The sequence below is a fragment of the Microvirga rosea genome (assembly GCF_020595095.1).
GTDB classification, from domain to species: domain Bacteria; phylum Pseudomonadota; class Alphaproteobacteria; order Rhizobiales; family Beijerinckiaceae; genus Microvirga; species Microvirga rosea.
This window is the reverse complement of sequence record NZ_JAJDOP010000001.1, coordinates 140054-156001: the sequence shown is the minus strand read 5'-3', so window position 1 is coordinate 156001 and position 15948 is coordinate 140054. Positions and strand designations below refer to the sequence as shown.

14 protein-coding genes are annotated in these 15948 nt (G+C 65.1%); 7 read left to right on the top strand and 7 right to left on the bottom strand.

Translation table 11 applies throughout. The features are described 5' to 3' along the window. The first annotated feature begins 5 nt into the window (after window positions 1–5). Together LJD17_RS00710 and LJD17_RS00705 are read left to right on the top strand one after the other, a co-directional pair. Window positions 6–482, top strand: coding sequence for a thiol-disulfide oxidoreductase DCC family protein (locus tag LJD17_RS00710; protein ID WP_227381915.1), 477 nt, complete (start codon window positions 6–8; stop codon window positions 480–482). Next, window positions 479–2137, top strand: coding sequence for a DUF4166 domain-containing protein (locus tag LJD17_RS00705; RefSeq protein ID WP_227381913.1), 1659 nt, complete (start codon window positions 479–481; stop codon window positions 2135–2137). Before LJD17_RS00710 ends, LJD17_RS00705 begins: the two co-directional genes overlap by 4 nt. On the opposite strand, the gene LJD17_RS00700 is transcribed toward LJD17_RS00705, so the two are convergent. From LJD17_RS00700 to LJD17_RS00685, 4 genes are all read right to left on the bottom strand, one after another. After that, the gene (locus tag LJD17_RS00700) at window positions 2125–3429 is read right to left on the bottom strand and encodes a class I SAM-dependent methyltransferase (RefSeq protein ID WP_227381911.1); all 1305 of its coding nucleotides are present in this window, start codon (window positions 3427–3429) and stop codon (window positions 2125–2127) included. The two genes, LJD17_RS00705 and LJD17_RS00700, sit on opposite strands and share 13 nt — an antisense overlap. Before the next feature lie 76 nt (window positions 3430–3505). Further along, entirely contained in the window at window positions 3506–4438 is a 933-nt protein-coding gene (locus LJD17_RS00695; protein WP_227381909.1) for a sigma-70 family RNA polymerase sigma factor, read from the bottom strand. Then, window positions 4386–4847: a carboxymuconolactone decarboxylase family protein gene (locus LJD17_RS00690; RefSeq protein ID WP_227381907.1), complete on the bottom strand. Its 462-nt coding sequence runs from the start codon at window positions 4845–4847 to the stop codon at window positions 4386–4388. Before LJD17_RS00690 ends, LJD17_RS00695 begins: the two co-directional genes overlap by 53 nt. An 83-nt stretch (window positions 4848–4930) precedes the next feature. After that, complete coding sequence (locus LJD17_RS00685; protein WP_227381905.1) at window positions 4931–5167, bottom strand: DUF1674 domain-containing protein; 237 nt, start codon at window positions 5165–5167, stop codon at window positions 4931–4933. 126 nt (window positions 5168–5293) lie between these two features. Between LJD17_RS00685 and htpX the strand changes: the two genes are divergently transcribed. From htpX to purH, 4 genes are all read left to right on the top strand, one after another. Next, window positions 5294–6232 (top strand): zinc metalloprotease HtpX, encoded by a 939-nt coding sequence (gene htpX / locus LJD17_RS00680; protein WP_227381903.1) that lies wholly within the window; start codon window positions 5294–5296, stop codon window positions 6230–6232. Then, window positions 6229–7557: a 16S rRNA (cytosine(967)-C(5))-methyltransferase RsmB gene (rsmB, locus tag LJD17_RS00675; RefSeq protein WP_227381901.1), complete on the top strand. Its 1329-nt coding sequence runs from the start codon at window positions 6229–6231 to the stop codon at window positions 7555–7557. The genes htpX and rsmB overlap by 4 nt, the downstream gene beginning before the upstream one ends. Window positions 7558–7766: 209 nt before the next feature. Beyond that, window positions 7767–9530 carry a heparinase II/III family protein gene (locus LJD17_RS00670; RefSeq protein ID WP_227381900.1) on the top strand — a complete coding sequence of 588 codons (1764 nt, stop codon included), beginning with the start codon at window positions 7767–7769 and terminating at the stop codon, window positions 9528–9530. Between the two features lie 174 nt (window positions 9531–9704). Beyond that, window positions 9705–11297, top strand: coding sequence for a bifunctional phosphoribosylaminoimidazolecarboxamide formyltransferase/IMP cyclohydrolase (gene purH / locus LJD17_RS00665; RefSeq protein ID WP_227381898.1), 1593 nt, complete (start codon window positions 9705–9707; stop codon window positions 11295–11297). Between the two features lie 371 nt (window positions 11298–11668). Here the strand turns inward: purH and acs are convergent, their stop codons facing one another. Together acs and LJD17_RS00655 are read right to left on the bottom strand one after the other, a co-directional pair. Further along, window positions 11669–13621: an acetate--CoA ligase gene (gene acs / locus LJD17_RS00660; protein WP_227381895.1), complete on the bottom strand. Its 1953-nt coding sequence runs from the start codon at window positions 13619–13621 to the stop codon at window positions 11669–11671. A 125-nt stretch (window positions 13622–13746) separates the two neighbouring features. Then, window positions 13747–14187: a MarR family winged helix-turn-helix transcriptional regulator gene (locus tag LJD17_RS00655; protein ID WP_227381893.1), complete on the bottom strand. Its 441-nt coding sequence runs from the start codon at window positions 14185–14187 to the stop codon at window positions 13747–13749. Window positions 14188–14250: 63 nt separating this feature from the next. Here LJD17_RS00655 and fabF point away from each other — a divergent pair, with 63 nt between their 5' ends. Beyond that, window positions 14251–15522, top strand: a complete 1272-nt coding sequence (gene fabF, locus LJD17_RS00650) for a beta-ketoacyl-ACP synthase II (RefSeq protein WP_227381891.1) — start codon at window positions 14251–14253, stop codon at window positions 15520–15522. Window positions 15523–15531: 9 nt separating this feature from the next. Here the strand turns inward: fabF and LJD17_RS00645 are convergent, their stop codons facing one another. Continuing rightward, window positions 15532–15945: an EVE domain-containing protein gene (locus tag LJD17_RS00645; protein WP_227381889.1), complete on the bottom strand. Its 414-nt coding sequence runs from the start codon at window positions 15943–15945 to the stop codon at window positions 15532–15534. Window positions 15946–15948 lie beyond the last annotated feature (3 nt).

Sequence of the window (15948 nt, the reverse complement as noted above, 5' to 3'; positions counted from 1 at the left end):
TGGAAATGAAACTTCGTATGCGCGCGGGATCAGGCTCTTGGGCACCTCGGCCCGTCTCCGGGTTGCCGGATTCCCTGATTCTTTTCGATGGCGTCTGCATTCTGTGCTCGTCATGGGTTCGTTTCATCCTTGAGCATGAGACATCACCGCGTTTCCGCTTCATGCGGATTCAATCCGCCTCGGGACGTGCGCTCGCGACAGCGCTCGGGATCGATTCGGACGAGCCGGAGACCAACGTCGTCATCGTCGGCGGCAATGCCTATTTCAAGGCTGATGCCGCATTGGCAGTCTTGCATCATCTCAAGGGTTATGGATGGACGAGATGTCTCGGCGCCATCCCACGACCGGTGCGGAACTGGCTTTACGATCGCGTCGCACGCAATCGCTATGCATTGTTTGGAAAAGACGAGCGTTGTCTTCTTCCGTCGCCAGCTCTGGCCGGACGTATCATGGACGAGCCGACTGAGAGTTCCATGTCGTGATCTCGCGAATTCTGGTGGTCGGCGGAAAAGGTGTCTTCGGACGCAGGCTTGTGGAGGGTCTGCTCGCAACAACCGACGTTGAGGTTATCGTCGGCGGGCGCACCGTCGACGCAAACGACCCGCTGGTGCGGGAGTGGCAAAGCCGATACGGGATGAGGCGCGTTTCGGTGGCGATTGTCGATCGGGAAGCCGCCGACGAGACTTTGCGCCGCCTTGTGCCGTTCTGCGTCGTCGATGCGGCGGGACCTTTCCAGGGCGGCGAGCCCCGTCTGGCTCGCGCAGCCATTGCTGCAGGATGCCGCTACCTCGATCTCGCCGACGCGCGCGATTTCGTGGCTTCCTTTGCAGCATTGGACGAACTGGCCCGAAAGTCCGGCGTTCTTGCCGTAACGGGAGCGAGCTCGACGCCAGCCTTGTCCGGCGCGGCGCTGGCCGCCATGGTGGCTGGATGGGCGCAGGTCGACGACATCGAGATTGCCATTTCACCCGGGAATCGTGCTCCACGGGGGCGGTCCGTGATCGAGGCGATCCTGGCCTATGTGGGTCAGCCCGTCAGGCTTTGGAAAGACGCTTGCTGGACGCGAAAACCGGGCTGGGGCGATCTCGTTAGACGAGAGATGCCGGGGCTCGGCCGCCGATGGCTTTCTCTCTGCGAGACGCCGGATCTCGACCTGCTCCCGACTCGCTATCCCCTCGCGCGTTCCGTGACATTCAGGGCTGGATTGGAACTGCCCATCCTTCACCTTGGACTTTGGTTCCTGTCTCTGCCCGTGCGCTGGGGGCTTATCCGCTCCCTTCGTCCGCTCGCACCTTTCCTGCAACGGGTTGCTTCATGGCTCGAGCGTTTCGGCACTGATCGGGGCGGCATGCTCGTTGCCGCGCAGGGACTGAACCGTGACGGACAAGCGGTGTCCGCGCAATGGTCTTTGGTCGCAGAGGCCGGCGACGGTCCTCATGTTCCGGTCCTGCCGGCCCTCGCCCTGATACGTCACTGGCTTGAGACGCCCGTCACGCAGGAGGGCGCAAGAATTGCGAGCGACCTTGTGACCCTGGACATGATCGAAAGGGAATTTCGACGTTTCCGAATTCGAACGCTGCGGGCAGAAAGCTGGCCTTGTGCGCCCTCTCTTCTGGGGAGGACTCTCGGATCGGATACGAAACATCTGCCCGCCTTGATCCGTCGGATCCACGGATCCCAGCCGATCCGCCTGATAGGCCGAGCCTCGGTTGAAGCAGCCCGCAATCCCATCGCGCGTATCCTTGCACGAGCGTTCGGATTTCCTCGGACGAGCTCCGATCTCCCTGCCGAAGTTTGTCTCAAGCCCAAAGGCTCCTTCGAAATCTGGACCCGCCGCTTCGGGCAGACCATCTTTCACAGCAAGCTCTGGTCAGAGGGGCAGCCGCGCTGCCTTTATGAACGATTTGGCCCATTCCGTTTCGAACTCGCTATCGAGCCTTGTCCCGATGGATTCGGGCTGACCGTTACCGGCTGGCACATGGGATTTTTGAGCCTGCCGTTGAGTTTTGCACCTAAAGCGTCCGCGCTGACATCCGTTGATTCGCAAGACCGGTATCGATTCGACGTGGCAATCACGCTCCCTCTGGTGGGCCCTCTCGTTCGCTATACCGGCTGGCTTATGCCTCAGGACACGTAGAGATCGGCCCGTGTCGGCGGCAGGCCCGCCGGTCCTCGGGTCCGTTTCGAGGCGAGTGTCTGGTTGATGCCGATCACGCCGCGTCCGAATCCGAGGGAAACGCCGGCTAAGTAGAGCAGCCAGGTGCGGGTCTTCTCCGGGCCCACTTCCGCTTCCGCTTCCGCCCGGCGGGCATTGAGGTTTTCCCACCAGAGGCGGGTCGTCCGTTGGTAGTGCTCCCGCCAGGCCTCGACGTCGTGGACCTCGAACCCGAAGCGTTCGAGGTTCGCGACCGACATGCCGAGATGATCGAGCTCGGCACCGGGAAAGATGTAACGCATGATCGCCTTGGCTTCCGGCTTCAGGCGCCCGAAGGCGCGGTCGGAGCGCTTGGCCCGGCGGGCGATGCAGTGATGCAGATAGAGCCCGCGCGGCTTCAGCAGCCGGTGCACGGTCCGATAATAGGCAGGATGGTTGGCGATCCCCACGTGCTCGAACATCCCGATCGACGAGATCTTGTCGAACTCGCCTTCCATCTGGGTGAAGTCCTTGAGGATCACCTCCACGCGGTCCTGGAGGCCGAGCCGTGCGATCTTCTCCCGTGCGAGAGCGGCCTGCTCTTCCGCCAGGGTGACGCCCGTCGCCTTGACGCCGTAATGCTGCGCCGCATGGCAGATCAGGGCGCCCCAGCCGCAGCCGATATCGAGCAGGCGCTCGCCGGGTTTCAGGCGCAGCTTGCGACAGATCATGTCGAGCTTGTCGATCTGGGCTTTCGCAAGGTCGTCGTGCCAGTCCGGCTGGAAGTAGGCGCAGGTGTAAACCATCTCCGGATCGAGAAAGAGCCGGTAGAAGTCGTTGGACACGTCGTAATGATAGGCGATGTTGCCCTTGTTCGTTTCCGGGCGGCCGTCGCGGGCGCTGGGTTGTTCCTTCACGCCGTCGAGAGGGCGGGGCATGTCGGCCGGAGCGCGCCAGAACCGATAGGCGGCCGTAAGGGCCTTGATCTTGCTGATCCCCTTCAGCCGGCGTCCCAGCTTGCCCTGGGGGCGCTGGTCCGCCAGATCGAAGATCGTGCCGTTCTTCAGATCGAGAAGGCCCGCCACATGAGCATTGACGAGGGTGTCGAGGGTCGGGCGGCGCACCAGGGCGGCCACCACGTTCTCATGGCCGATCACGAGGCGCATGGCATACGAGGGCAAGTCCGACGGCACCGTCGAACCGTCCCATAATTCGAATCCGAACGTCAGGCCAAGCGCCCGATGTGCGTCCGCCAGAAGGCTTCTGATCGTCTCCAGCCGCTTGGTTGCGCTCATTGTCTTCCCCGGTTTTAGCCTGCACCGTAACGGGGGAGAAAGAGCCGGACAATCGTTCCTTCGGCGTGCCAGGCTCTCAGGCGAGGTTGGCGGTTGCAGCCAGGTGGCGGAGCTTTTCCGGATTGCGCACGATATAGATGGCGGTGATGCGGCCGTTCTCGATCTGCAGGGCGAGGCTTTGCAATTCTCCGTCGCTTTCTCGCGTCACGAGACCGGGCAGGCCGTCGATAAGGCCGCGATAGACAACGGTCGGGACCTCGCCGCCGAGCTTGCGCGAAACGCCGGCGAAGAAATTTACGACCCTGCGAGCTCCGGCCAGAGGATTGAGAGCCGCTCTGCGGATGCCGCCCCCGTCCGCATAGGCGATGACGTTTTCGGCCAGAAGGTTCTGGAGCGATGCGAGATCGCCCGTCCGCGATGCCATGAAGAACGCATCCGTCATGCGCCTGCCCTCATCGGGGGAGACGGCAAAACGCGGCCGTGCATCGCGCACGTGCTTGCGGGCCCTCGCCGCCAGCTGACGGCAGGCCGCCGGATCGCGGTCGAGGGTCGCGGCGATCTGCTCGAACTCCATCCCGAAAACGTCGTGCAGGAGAAAGGCGGCCCGTTCGAGGGGAGAAAGCCGTTCGAGTGCCATCATCAGGGTGAGGGACAGGTCCTCCTGCTCGGTCTCGTCGGCGGACGTCTCGACCACCGGCTCCGGAAGCCACGGACCGATATAGGTCTCGCGCCGAACCCGTGCCGATTTCAGGAAATCGAGGCAAAGCCGCGTCACCATCCGGGACAGGAACGCGGCCGGCTCGCGGATGGCCGTACGGTCGGTGCCGTGCCAGCGCAGATAGGCTTCCTGAACGATGTCCTCGGCCTCGCTCATGGAGCCGAGCATCCGATAGGCGAGGCGGATCAGCCGAGGCCGCTGGGCCTCGAACGGATCCGCCTGCGCGTCGTGGGATGGGTTATGCTGCGGCACGGCTCGACCGAACCGGATGGATCGACCTGAAACCGACATTGATCTGGTTCCAGGCATTGATGGTGGCGATGGCCAGGGTCAGCTTGACCTGCTCTTCCTCGGTGAAATGAGCGGCGAGGCGTCCGTAATCCGCATCCGGCGCGCGGGACTGGGCGACCGAGGTCAGGGCTTCGGTCCAGGCCAGGGCCGCCCGCTCACGGTCGCTGTAGAGGGGCGATTCCCGCCATGCATCGAGGAGATAGATGCGCTCCTCGGTTTCTCCGTTGGCGCGGGCATCCCGGGTATGCATGTGGAGGCAGAAGGCGCAGCCGTTGATCTGGGAGGCGCGGATCTTCACGAGCTCCATGAGGCTCTTCTCAAGGCCGCAATTCTGCACATAGTCCGAGAGATCGAGCATGGCCTTCATGGGGGCTGCGCCGACCTTGAAGAGATTCAACCGGGGTTTCATCGTCGTCTTCTCCTTGGAAGTTCAAGCTTACGGAGCAAAGACGAGACACCATCCCCGAATGTGACATGGCCACCGAAAATTTTTTAAAAATCGGTCGCGAGACCCTTCACTTCCCAATCCTCGTAGCGAACGGGCTCGAGACCGCCACGGCCGCGATGCTCCTTCTGCTTCGCCAGATCGGCCGCCTTCGCGTCGATCTCCCGCCGCCGCTCCTCGGCCTCCCGAAGGGCCCGTTCGGCCGCGGGGGACAGGGGTTTGCCGGGAGCCGCACCTGCAGGACGATCGTCACGGCTTGTATCGGGGATGTCATTCGTGCTCATGGAAGGCTCTTACCTGTTCGGCGGAAGATCGGCGAGACCTTGGGTGTGGTTCCTCGCATCCCCACATAGCACCCGTGAGGGAGATGCGCCGGGGTTTGCCCCATTCCAGAGGACGTGGAGACTGCGATGAATACCGTCAAGACCGGAATGCTGCTGGCGGCGTTGACCGCCCTGTTCGGCGTCGTCGGCTATCTGCTCGGCGGCGGGACCGGCATGCTGATCGCTCTGGGGCTGGCGGTGGCGACGAATCTTTACGCGTACTGGAATTCGGACCGGCTTGCTCTGTCGGCCCATCAGGCGATCGAGGTCGACGAGCGCACGGCGCCCGATCTCGTTCGCATGGTCCGTGATCTCGCCCAGCGGGCGGAGCTTCCCATGCCGCGGGTCTACGTTATCCAGAATCCGCAGCCCAACGCCTTCGCGACCGGGCGCAACCCGCAGAATGCGGCGGTCGCCGCCACCACGGGCCTTCTCGACATGCTGACCCCGAACGAGGTGGCCGGCGTGATCGCCCATGAGCTGGCCCACATCAAGAACCGCGACACGCTCATCATGACCGTGAGCGCCACCGTCGCGGGCGCCATCGCGAGCCTGGCGCAATTCGGCTTTCTGTTCGGCGGGCGGGGAGATGAGCGGCCGAACGCGATCGTCATGCTGCTGACGGCGCTGATCGCCCCCCTTGCGGCCATGATCCTGCAGATGGCCATCAGCCGCTCCCGCGAATACGATGCCGACCGCATGGGCGCACTGATCGTCGGTCAGCCGATGGCGCTCGCTTCCGCCTTGGCGAAGATCGCCGGCGGCGTCGCCCAGGTTCCCAACATGGATGCGGAGCGCCATCCGGCGACCGCGCCCCTCTTCATCATCAACCCCTTGTCAGGCCGAGGCATGGACAATCTCTTTTCGACCCACCCCGCAACCGAGAACCGCATCGCCGCTCTCCAGGCGCTCGCCCAGGAGATGGGACCGGTGCCGCCGACCGCGGCACCGACGCCCGGAGGCTTCACCCGTACGGCTTCGTCGAGCCCATGGAATACCGGCGCGCGCCGGGGGCCGTGGGGATGAGCGACGTGGATTCGACCGATACCCAACAATCGGGCCTGGGCTCCCGTCGCCTCGCCTGGAAAGCCGTGACCGAGACCTTGAAGCGCCGGGTTCCCCTGGATGACGTCCTGGAGGAACTGGCCCCGGAGGAGCGTCTTTCGGCCCGGGACGAGGCCCTTGCCCGCGCAATTGCCATCGTGACGTTCCGGCGACTCGGCACCCTTGGCTGGGCCCTGCGCGAAAGGCTCGCGAAGGGCACCCGGGACGAGCGCCTGCTGCATCTTCTGGCGATCGGGGCTGCCCAGATCCTGTTTCTCGACGTTCCGGACCATGCGGCCGTCGATACGGCCGTGCAACTGGCCCAGGACGACCACCGTCTCCGGCACGCCGGTGGCCTGATCAATGCGGTGCTGCGGCGGGTGGCGCGCGAGCGTGACGCAATCCTGGCGGCACAGGATCCCTGGCTCGACACGCCCGATTGGCTCGAACGGCGATGGACCGCCCAGTACGGCGAGGAGACGGCGGCCCGCATCGCCGAAGCCCATCGCTCAACCGCATCGGTCGATCTGACCGTGAAGAGCGATCCAGCCCTGTGGGCCGAAAAGGTCGAAGGCCTGGTTCTGCCCACCGGGAGCGTCCGGCTGACGGATCGCACCGCGATCCGTGACCTTCCTGGCTATGGGGAAGGGGAATGGTGGGTGCAGGACGCGGCCGCGGCCCTGCCGGCTCGCCTGCTCCGGGTCGCCCCCGGCGAGCGGGTGGCTGATCTGTGCGCCGCGCCCGGCGGCAAGACGGCGCAGCTTGCCGCCGCCGGCGCGGACGTTCTGGCCGTCGACCGCTCGGCCCGGCGCCTGAAACGGCTTGAGGAGAATCTCGAACGTCTCGGCCTGCGGGCGCAGACTCTGGCCGTGGACGCCGAAAAGCTCGAAGCACCCCCCTTCGATGCCATCCTGCTCGATGCTCCCTGCTCGGCGACAGGCACCATTCGCCGCCATCCGGATGTTCCCTGGACCAAGACCGAACAGGACATTGCGAAGCTCACCGGGCTGCAGACGCGGCTTCTCGACAAGGCGGCCTTGCTGCTGAAGGAAAAAGGGCGGCTGGTGTATTGCACCTGTTCCCTTGAAGCGGAGGAAGGAGAGCGGCAGGCGGAAGAGTTCCTGGCCCGCCATCCGGACTTCGTTCGCGTTCCGATCGAGGCCACCGAAATCGGCAACCTCGCCGAGTGCCTGACCGAACAAGGCGACCTGAGGACCCTGCCGTACCATTTGGCGAATCCCGGCGGCGACCGCGGCGGTCTCGACGGATTCTTCGCCGCGCGCTTCATGAAGCAGGGGCAAATCTGACGTAACGACAGCCCTGGCTGTTTCGGCGGTCCCTATTAAGGGGCCGTTGAGGATATTGTCACGGAACCGGCCGCCGGCCGTTCAAATTCGCCCGCACTCTCCAAAGACCCACCGATTCGATGGTGGCTGGTTACTCGATATTAACCTAACGGCGAGCATTTCTTCCCTGGGCGATCGTTAACGTGACCTAAACAAGAGGAGCGGCGCGCGTGGATTGGGGGCCAGACCGCTGGCGTCTTTATGGTCTTGCCGTCCGCGAGGCAGGCCGCGCCATGCGCGAAGCCTTCGTTTGGAGCACATCCAAGATCCTGGTCGGAGCGCCGACGCCCACGCGGCTTCTTTTCGCCCCCCAGGACCTGCGCACGGCCGATCCGACGATCGCAACGGACATCTATTCCGGCTTCTTCGCGTTTGCCGGGCGCGCCATCACCACGAGCGGACGCTCGCCTTTCGGCTTCGTGCCGCCGAGCCGTGCCTGGGCCGAGGCCCTCTACGGCTTCGGCTGGCTTCGGCATCTGCGGGCGGCCGGAACTGCCCTCGCCCAGGCCAATGCCCGTTCGCTGGTGGACGAGTTCGTGTCGTCCCGGGTCGGAGACAGGCGCGTGGCCTGCGATACCCAGGTCATGGCCCGGCGGCTGATTTCCCTGATCAGCCAGTCGCCGCTCATTCTCGAAGGGGCGGATCACAGCTTCTATCACCGCTTCCTCAAAATCATCGGCGCCGCCGTGCGGGACCTGGAGCGTCATGTGCGCGCCGGGGCTCTACCGCAACAGCAGCTCATGGCGGCCATCGCGCTTTGCTATGCGGGCCTCTGTTGCGAGGGTCTCGACAAGACCCTGCGCCGGGCAACCCGCCTTCTCGTGCGGGAACTCGACCGGCAGGTGCTGGCGGACGGGGGACATGCCAGCCGCAATCCGCGCGTCCTCGTCGATCTCCTGTTCGACCTGCTGCCTCTGCGCCAGATGTTCGCAAGCCGCGAGGTGGACACGCCGGAAGCGCTGCTCCATGCCATCGATCGCATGCTGCCGATGGTTCGCCTGTTCCGGCACGGCGACGGCACCCTGTCCCATTTCAACGGCATGGGCGTGACGGCCGCCGACCATCTCGCGACCCTTCTGACCTATGACGACATGCGCAGCCAGCCGATCCACCATGCGGCACGGTCCGGCTACGAGCGCTTCGAGGCCGGTCATACCCTCCTCGTCGCCGACGTAGGCGCACCGCCGGCGCCGGCCTTGTCGACGCAGGCCTGCGCAGGCTGCCTGTCCTTCGAGTTCTCCAGCGGCTCGCAGCGCATCGTGGTCAATTGCGGAACGCCGCGCATCGCCAATGACGCGATCCTCCAGGCGTCCCGTTCAACGGTCGCCCATTCGACCGCGTCCATCGACGATGCCTCGTCCTGCCAGATCGCCGGCATTCGTGGGAACTGGCTCGACCGGGCGGCCGCGAGCTTCCTCCTGCGCCGGATCGGCCCGGTGGTGGTGACCGGTCCCCAGCGGGTGGTGGCCGAGCGCGGCGAGCGGGATCACGTGCAAACGCTGAGCGCGAGCCATGACGGTTTCCTGCGCCGTTTCGGGCTCACCCACGAACGCAGGATGCAGCTTTTTCCTGCCGGCGACCGGTTGGAAGGCGAGGATCTGTTCTGGGGAGAGGGAAGTTCCGCATCCCGCGAGGCGATCATCCGCTTTCATCTCGCCCCCGGCATCAGGGCCAGCCGCGCCCAGGGCGGACGGGTGGTCATGCTTGTGCTCCCCAATCGGGAGGCCTGGCAGTTTTCCGCCAGTCCGGGAGAGGCCTTCGTCGAGGACAGCATTTTCCTCGCGGTCCCCGACGGCATGCGCCGGACGGAGCAGATCGTTCTGGCTTTCCGCCCGAGCGAGACGCCGTCCGTCCGCTGGCGGTTCGAGCGTCTGGCCCGCAGTTTCAATCCCGCACCGCCGCCGACGGTCGAGCCTGTCTCGGATCAGGCCTGAAATTCGAGCAGCCCTGCGGTTTCCATCATGGTCCGCTCGTGCTATCGCGCCCGCACAATCCGGCAGAGCTGGCCTTGCCCCGGGCGGAGCCGGCTCTCGCCTTTTCGTGGTCGCATTTTCATACGGTGAGCCAGGCCTCGGCCGCCCGAAAATGCCTGAATGGAGCGGCCGTCCATGCCGAGCGATCTCAAGCGCGTGACCCGCGCACTTCTGTCCGTTTCCGACAAGACCGGCCTTGTGGATTTCGCCCGCGCTCTCGCGGCGCGCGGAATCGCGCTTGTTTCCACCGGCGGGACGAAAAAGGCGCTGCAGGAAGCAGGCCTGGCGGTTCAGGACGTGAGCGATCTCACGGGCTTTCCGGAAATGATGGATGGTCGCGTGAAGACCCTCCATCCGGCGGTTCATGGCGGGCTTCTCGGGATCCGTGAGAACCCGGAGCACCAGGCCGCCATGCTGGCTCACGGCATCGAGCCCATCGACCTCTTGGTCGTGAATCTCTACCCGTTCGAGGCGACGGTCGCGGCAGGCAAGCCTTACGACGATTGCATCGAGAACATCGATATCGGCGGACCGGCCATGATCCGCGCCGCCGCGAAGAATCACGGGGACGTGGCCGTGGTGGTCGATGGCGCCGATTATCAGGCCGTGCTCGACGATCTTGCGGCCCATGACGGCACGGTGACCCTCACCCTGCGCCGCCGGCTCGCCCAGAAAGCCTATGCCAGGACGGCAGCCTATGATGCGGCGATCTCCAACTGGTTCGCCACCGAACTGGCGGAGGAGACGCCGCCCTACCGGGCACTGGGCGGCACGATCGCGGAAGTTCTGCGCTATGGTGAGAACCCGCATCAGTCGGCGGCGTTCTACCGCACGCCCGAGGCGCGTCCGGGCGTCGCCACCGCTCGCCAGGTTCAGGGCAAGCAGCTTTCCTACAACAACATCAACGATACGGACGCGGCCTATGAGGCCGTCGCCGAGTTCGCTCCCGAACGCTCGGCCGCCATCGTCATCGTCAAGCACGCCAATCCGTGCGGCGTTGCCGAGGGAACGACCCTGCGGGACGCCTACGAGAAGGCCCTGCGGTGCGATCCGGTCTCGGCTTTCGGCGGCATCGTTGCCATGAACCGGCCGCTCGATGCGGACGCCGCCAAGGCCATCGTCGAGATCTTCACCGAGGTCATCATTGCGCCGGATGCCTCGGACGAGGCCATCGCCATCGTGGCGGCCAAGAAAAATCTCCGGCTTCTGCTGGCCGGCAGCCTTCCCGATCCGCGCCAGGAAGGCTTGACCCTGCGTACCGTCGCGGGCGGCTTTCTGGCCCAGAACCGGGACAACGCCGTCGTCGAGGCCATGGACCTGAAGGTGGTGACGAAGCGGGCGCCGACGGAGCGCGAGCTCGCCGATATGCGCTTTGCCTTCCGGGTCGCGAAGCACGTGAAGTCGAACGCCATCGTGTATGCCAAGGACGGCGCGACCGTCGGCATCGGCGCGGGCCAGATGAGCCGGGTCGATTCCTCCCGTATCGCCGCGTGGAAGGCCGCCGAGGCCGCGAAGGCCGCGGGTCTGCCCGAAACTCTCGCGAAGGGTTCCGTGGTGGCGTCGGACGCGTTCTTCCCCTTCGCCGACGGCCTGCTGGCCGCCGCGGAGGCCGGAGCCACCGCGGTGATCCAGCCGGGCGGGTCCATGCGCGATGAGGAGGTCATCCGGGCCGCCGACGAGGCCGGCCTCGCCATGGTCTTCACCGGCTACCGGCATTTCCGGCACTGAGGCGCACCGCGCACCACACCGTCATTCGGGGGCGGCCCAGAAGGCCGGGCCCGGAATCCATAAACGGTGAGGGTGCCAGAAGAGAACGCAACGGCTGCCATGGCTCTTCATCCGAGGACGTTAGCGGTTCTGGGTTCCGGGCTCTCGCTGATGCTCGCCCCGGAATGACAGAGCACCACCGTCATTCCGGATTGCCGCAAGGCAAGTCCGGAACCCAGAACCGCTAACGGTTCGAGATAAGGAGCAACGGCAGCCGTTGCGTCTTTTTGGAGTTCGTCGTGGTTATGGGTTCCGGGCGCCGCTGCGCGGCCCCGGAATGACACCGAGCGCCACGCCCTCTCCCCCGGGGGAAGAGGGCGTCGACCACGGCGCTATGCGGCCTGCGTGCGCTTGTTCTGGCGGTTCGTCACCAGATCGTCGACCACGGTCGGATCGGCGAGGGTCGAGGTGTCGCCGAGGTTGCCGTATTCGTCCTCGGCGATCTTGCGCAGGATCCGGCGCATGATCTTGCCCGAGCGGGTCTTGGGCAGGCCCGGGGCGAACTGGATCAGGTCCGGCGACGCGATGGGACCGATCTCCTTGCGGACCCAGGCGACCAGCTCCTTGCGCAGCTCCTCCGACGGCTGCTCGCCCGCCATGAGGGTCACATAGGCATAGATGCCCTGGCCCTTGATATCGTGCGGATAACCGACCACGGCCGCCTCCGACACCTTGGGATGAGCGACGAGCGCGGATTCGACTTCAGCCGTTCCCATGCGATGTCCGGAAACGTTGATCACGTCGTCGACGCGTCCCGTGATCCAGTAATAGCCGTCCTGGTCGCGGCGGCAGCCGTCGCCCGTGAAGTACTTGCCCGGATAGGTGGAGAAGTAGGTCTGCACGAAGCGCTCATGGTCGCCGTAGACCGTACGCATCTGGCCCGGCCAGGATTCGGCGATCACCAGATTGCCTTCCGTCGCGCCCTCCAGCACCTTGCCTTCGGAATCGACGACCTGCGGCACGACGCCGAAGAACGGAAGCGTCGCGGAACCGGGCTTGAGTTTCGTCGCGCCCGGAAGCGGCGTGATGAGAATGCCGCCGGTTTCGGTCTGCCACCAGGTGTCGACGATCGGGCAGCGGCCGTCTCCGACCACCCGGTGATACCATTCCCAGGCTTCCGGATTGATCGGCTCGCCCACCGAGCCGAGAAGGCGCAGGGATTTGCGCGAGGTCTTCCGCACGGGCTCCTCGCCCGCTTGCATCAGGGCGCGGATGGCGGTCGGCGCCGTGTAGAAGATGTTGACGTTGTGCTTGTCGATCACGTCCCAGAAGCGGGAGATCGACGGATAGGTGGGCACGCCCTCGAACATGAGCGTCGTCGCCCCGTTCGAAAGAGGCCCGTAGACGATGTAGGTGTGGCCCGTCACCCAGCCCACATCCGCCGTGCACCAGTAGATGTCGCCGTCATGGTAATCGAACACGTATTGATGCGTGAGCCCCGCCCACACCAGATAGCCGCCGGTCGTATGAAGCACGCCCTTCGGCTTTCCGGTGGAGCCGGACGTATAGAGGATGAACAGCGGATCTTCCGCGTTCATCTCCGCGACGGGGCAATCGGCCGTGACCATCTGGGCCGCCTCGTCGTAATAGACGTCCCGGCCCGGGACCATGTTCACGGGCGAGCCGGTGCGGCGCACCACGAGCACATGCTCGACGCCGCCGACGCGGGCGATGGCGGCGTCCACGTTCTCCTTCAGCGGCACCTTCCGGCCGCCGCGCAGGCCCTCGTCCGCGGTGACCACGAAGACGGATTTCGCATCTTCGATGCGCCCGGCGAGCGAGTCGGGGGAGAAGCCGCCGAACACCACGGAGTGAACCGCGCCGAGCCGCGCGCAGGCCAGCATCGCATAGGCGGCCTCGGGGATCATCGGCATGTAGATCGTGACCCGGTCGCCCTTCGAGACGCCCCGGTTGCGCATGACGTTGGCCATCCGGCAGACTTCGTCATGCAGCTGGCGATAGGTGATCGTCTTCGATTCGGACGGATCGTCGCCTTCCCAGATGATCGCGATCTGGTCGCCGCGGGTGTCGAGATGCCGGTCGACGCAGTTGTAGGCGACATTGGTGATGCCGTCTTCGAACCAGCGGATCGAAACATCGCCGGGGCCGAAATTGACGTTCTTGATCCTGGTCGGTTCCCGGAACCAATGGATGCGCTTGGCTTCTTCCGCCCAGAAGGCGGTCGGGTCCTTGATGGAGGCGGCGTATTTGGCCTGGTAGCCGGCATCGTCCAGATAGGCGCGGCGGCTCCATTCAGGCGATACGTCGTAGATCTTCTCTTGCATGGCGCTTCTCCCAAACTTCCTACCTTCTTATCCTAGCTTTACGGAAAGAGCGCGGCGGCCCGCAAGGGCGCTTCCTTCGGACTTTGGTCGCGGCCCACCGGGAAGCAGCTTCCCTGCTTCCGGCCTCAAGCCCTCACGAGGTCTTCCAAGGCTTGCAGGAAGCGCAAACCTTCGGAGACTTTCTCCGGACCGAGCTTTGCGACGAGAGCGGAGTTGACCTCTTCCCAGGCATCGAGCGCCCGCTTGAGCGCTTCTTCTCCCTCCAGGGTGAGACGCAGGCGCTTTCCGGCCCGTCCGCGCCCGCCTGCGGCGGCGATGAGCCTGCGGTCGCTGGCGTGCTTCACGTTTCGGACGAGGGTCGTCGGATCGAGGCCGAGTTTGTCCGCAAGGGCGACCACCGAGATATCGGGCTCCTGGGCGATGGTGACGAGAAGGACGAATTCCGTGCCCGACAGGCCCGTGTGACGCAGCTGGGCAGCATAGTGCCGGGACAAGAGCGCCGCCGTCTTTCGGGTGCGGCGGCCGAGGCAGGATCGTGCGACTGTGAAGAGGCGTTCGTCGTTCATCGGGCGAGTCTAGCAAAAGACTCGTGTTCCTAATAGTGTATATACATTATTTAGGAGTAGCAGATGATTCGTCGTCGGGTTGTGGTCACCGGGATGGGCGTTGTGTCCCCGTTGGGCGTCGGAGCGGAGACCGCCTGGAAGCGTCTTCTGGCCGGCAGATCGGGCATTCGCGCCTTGCCCGAGGAAACCGCGAGAGACCTGCCGGTGAAGATCGCCGGACAGGTGCCGGGATCGGACGAGGATGCGGAAGCAGGGTTTGATCCGAACCGCGTGTTGCCGCCCAAGGACCAGAAAAAAATGGATCGCTTCATCCAGTTCGCCCTCGCGGCGGCCGACGAGGCGCTTCTCCAGGCCGGCTGGGAGACCGACGAGCAACGCGGCGAGCGGACCGCCACGATCATCGCATCCGGCGTCGGAGGCTTTCCGGCCATGATGGATGCAGCCACAACCGTGCGTGAAAAAGGCCCGCGACGGCTCTCTCCGTTCACGGTCCCGTCGTTTCTCGCCAATCTTGCGGCCGGGCAGGTCTCCATCCGACACGGCCTGAAGGGACCGCTCGGCGCTCCGACGACCGCCTGCGCGGCGAGCGTCCAGGCCCTGGGAGACGCTGCGCGGCTGATCCGCACGGGCGAGGCCGATGCGGCCATCGCCGGTGGGGCCGAGGCCTGCATCGATCGCGTCAGCCTGGCGGGCTTCGCGGCGGCGCGCGCGCTCTCCACCGGGTTCAACGATCGTCCTGAGGAAGCCTCGCGCCCCTTCGATACGGCACGGGACGGCTTCGTCATGGGAGAGGGGGCCGGCATCATGGTTCTGGAGGAGCTCGGCCATGCCCTCGCACGGGGCGCGGTGCCCCTTGCGGAAATCGTCGGCTACGGCACCTCGGCGGATGCCTACCATATGACCGCCGGGCCCGAGGACGGGGATGGAGCCCGCCGGGCCATGGCCCTTGCTCTCCAGGATGCCGGGTTGAGCCCGGACCGGATCGGCCATCTCAACGCCCATTCCACCTCGACGCCTGTGGGCGATCGTGGAGAGCTTGCCGCCATCCGGACTCTCTTCGGCAAGACGTCACCCGCCATTTCGGCGACCAAGTCGGCAACGGGGCATCTTCTGGGCGCCGCGGGCGGCCTGGAGGCGATCTTCACCCTGCTGGCCCTCCGCGACGGTATTCTGCCGCCGACGCTCAATCTTCACGAACCGGACGAGGCGGCGGAAGGGCTCGATCTTGTCGGCCCGCAGGCGCGGCACATGCCGATCGAGTATGCGCTTTCCAATGGCTTCGGCTTTGGCGGCGTCAATGCTTCCGTTGTCATGAAACGATGGGACGGCGACTGAGCCGCGCTCTCACAACCCGCCCATCTTGCAGATCAAGGCCCATTCCGCGTCGGTCACCGGCTGGACGGATAAACGGGAGTTGTTCACCAGGATCATGTCCTTGAGCTTCGGTTCGGCCTTGATGTCCTCGAGCGTGACCGGCCGCTTGAGCGGCTTCAGGGCCTTGATGTCGACCATGCCGAACTTGCCCGTCTGGTCCGTGTGATCGGGGTAGTATTCCTTGATCACCTCGACGATGCCGACAATCGCCTTGCCTTCGTTGGAATGGTAGAAGAAGCCCTGCTCGCCGAGGCGCATCGCCATCAGGTTCTGCTTGGCGACGTGGTTCCTTACTCCGTTCCAGAAGGTGCCCTTGGCACCTTGTGCGACCTGGCTGTCCCAGGACCAGACGGAGGGTTCGGACTTGTAGAGCCAATGGGCCATGGC

What these genes read in the sequence shown, in the direction of transcription:
- LJD17_RS00700 (WP_227381911.1), bottom strand. Translation starts at nt 3,429, where the DNA reads ATGAGCGCAACCAAGCGGCTGGAGACGATCAGAAGCCTTCTGGCGGAC.
- LJD17_RS00695 (WP_227381909.1), bottom strand. Translation starts at nt 4,438, where the DNA reads ATGTCGGTTTCAGGTCGATCCATCCGGTTCGGTCGAGCCGTGCCGCAG.
- rsmB (WP_227381901.1), top strand. Translation starts at nt 6,229, where the DNA reads ATGAGCGACGTGGATTCGACCGATACCCAACAATCGGGCCTGGGCTCC.
- LJD17_RS00685 (WP_227381905.1), bottom strand. Translation starts at nt 5,167, where the DNA reads ATGAGCACGAATGACATCCCCGATACAAGCCGTGACGATCGTCCTGCA.
- LJD17_RS00710 (WP_227381915.1), top strand. Translation starts at nt 6, where the DNA reads ATGAAACTTCGTATGCGCGCGGGATCAGGCTCTTGGGCACCTCGGCCC.
- purH (WP_227381898.1), top strand. Translation starts at nt 9,705, where the DNA reads ATGCCGAGCGATCTCAAGCGCGTGACCCGCGCACTTCTGTCCGTTTCC.
- fabF (WP_227381891.1), top strand. Translation starts at nt 14,251, where the DNA reads ATGATTCGTCGTCGGGTTGTGGTCACCGGGATGGGCGTTGTGTCCCCG.
- htpX (WP_227381903.1), top strand. Translation starts at nt 5,294, where the DNA reads ATGAATACCGTCAAGACCGGAATGCTGCTGGCGGCGTTGACCGCCCTG.
- LJD17_RS00690 (WP_227381907.1), bottom strand. Translation starts at nt 4,847, where the DNA reads ATGAAACCCCGGTTGAATCTCTTCAAGGTCGGCGCAGCCCCCATGAAG.
- acs (WP_227381895.1), bottom strand. Translation starts at nt 13,621, where the DNA reads ATGCAAGAGAAGATCTACGACGTATCGCCTGAATGGAGCCGCCGCGCC.
- LJD17_RS00655 (WP_227381893.1), bottom strand. Translation starts at nt 14,187, where the DNA reads ATGAACGACGAACGCCTCTTCACAGTCGCACGATCCTGCCTCGGCCGC.
- LJD17_RS00645 (WP_227381889.1), bottom strand. Translation starts at nt 15,945, where the DNA reads ATGGCCCATTGGCTCTACAAGTCCGAACCCTCCGTCTGGTCCTGGGAC.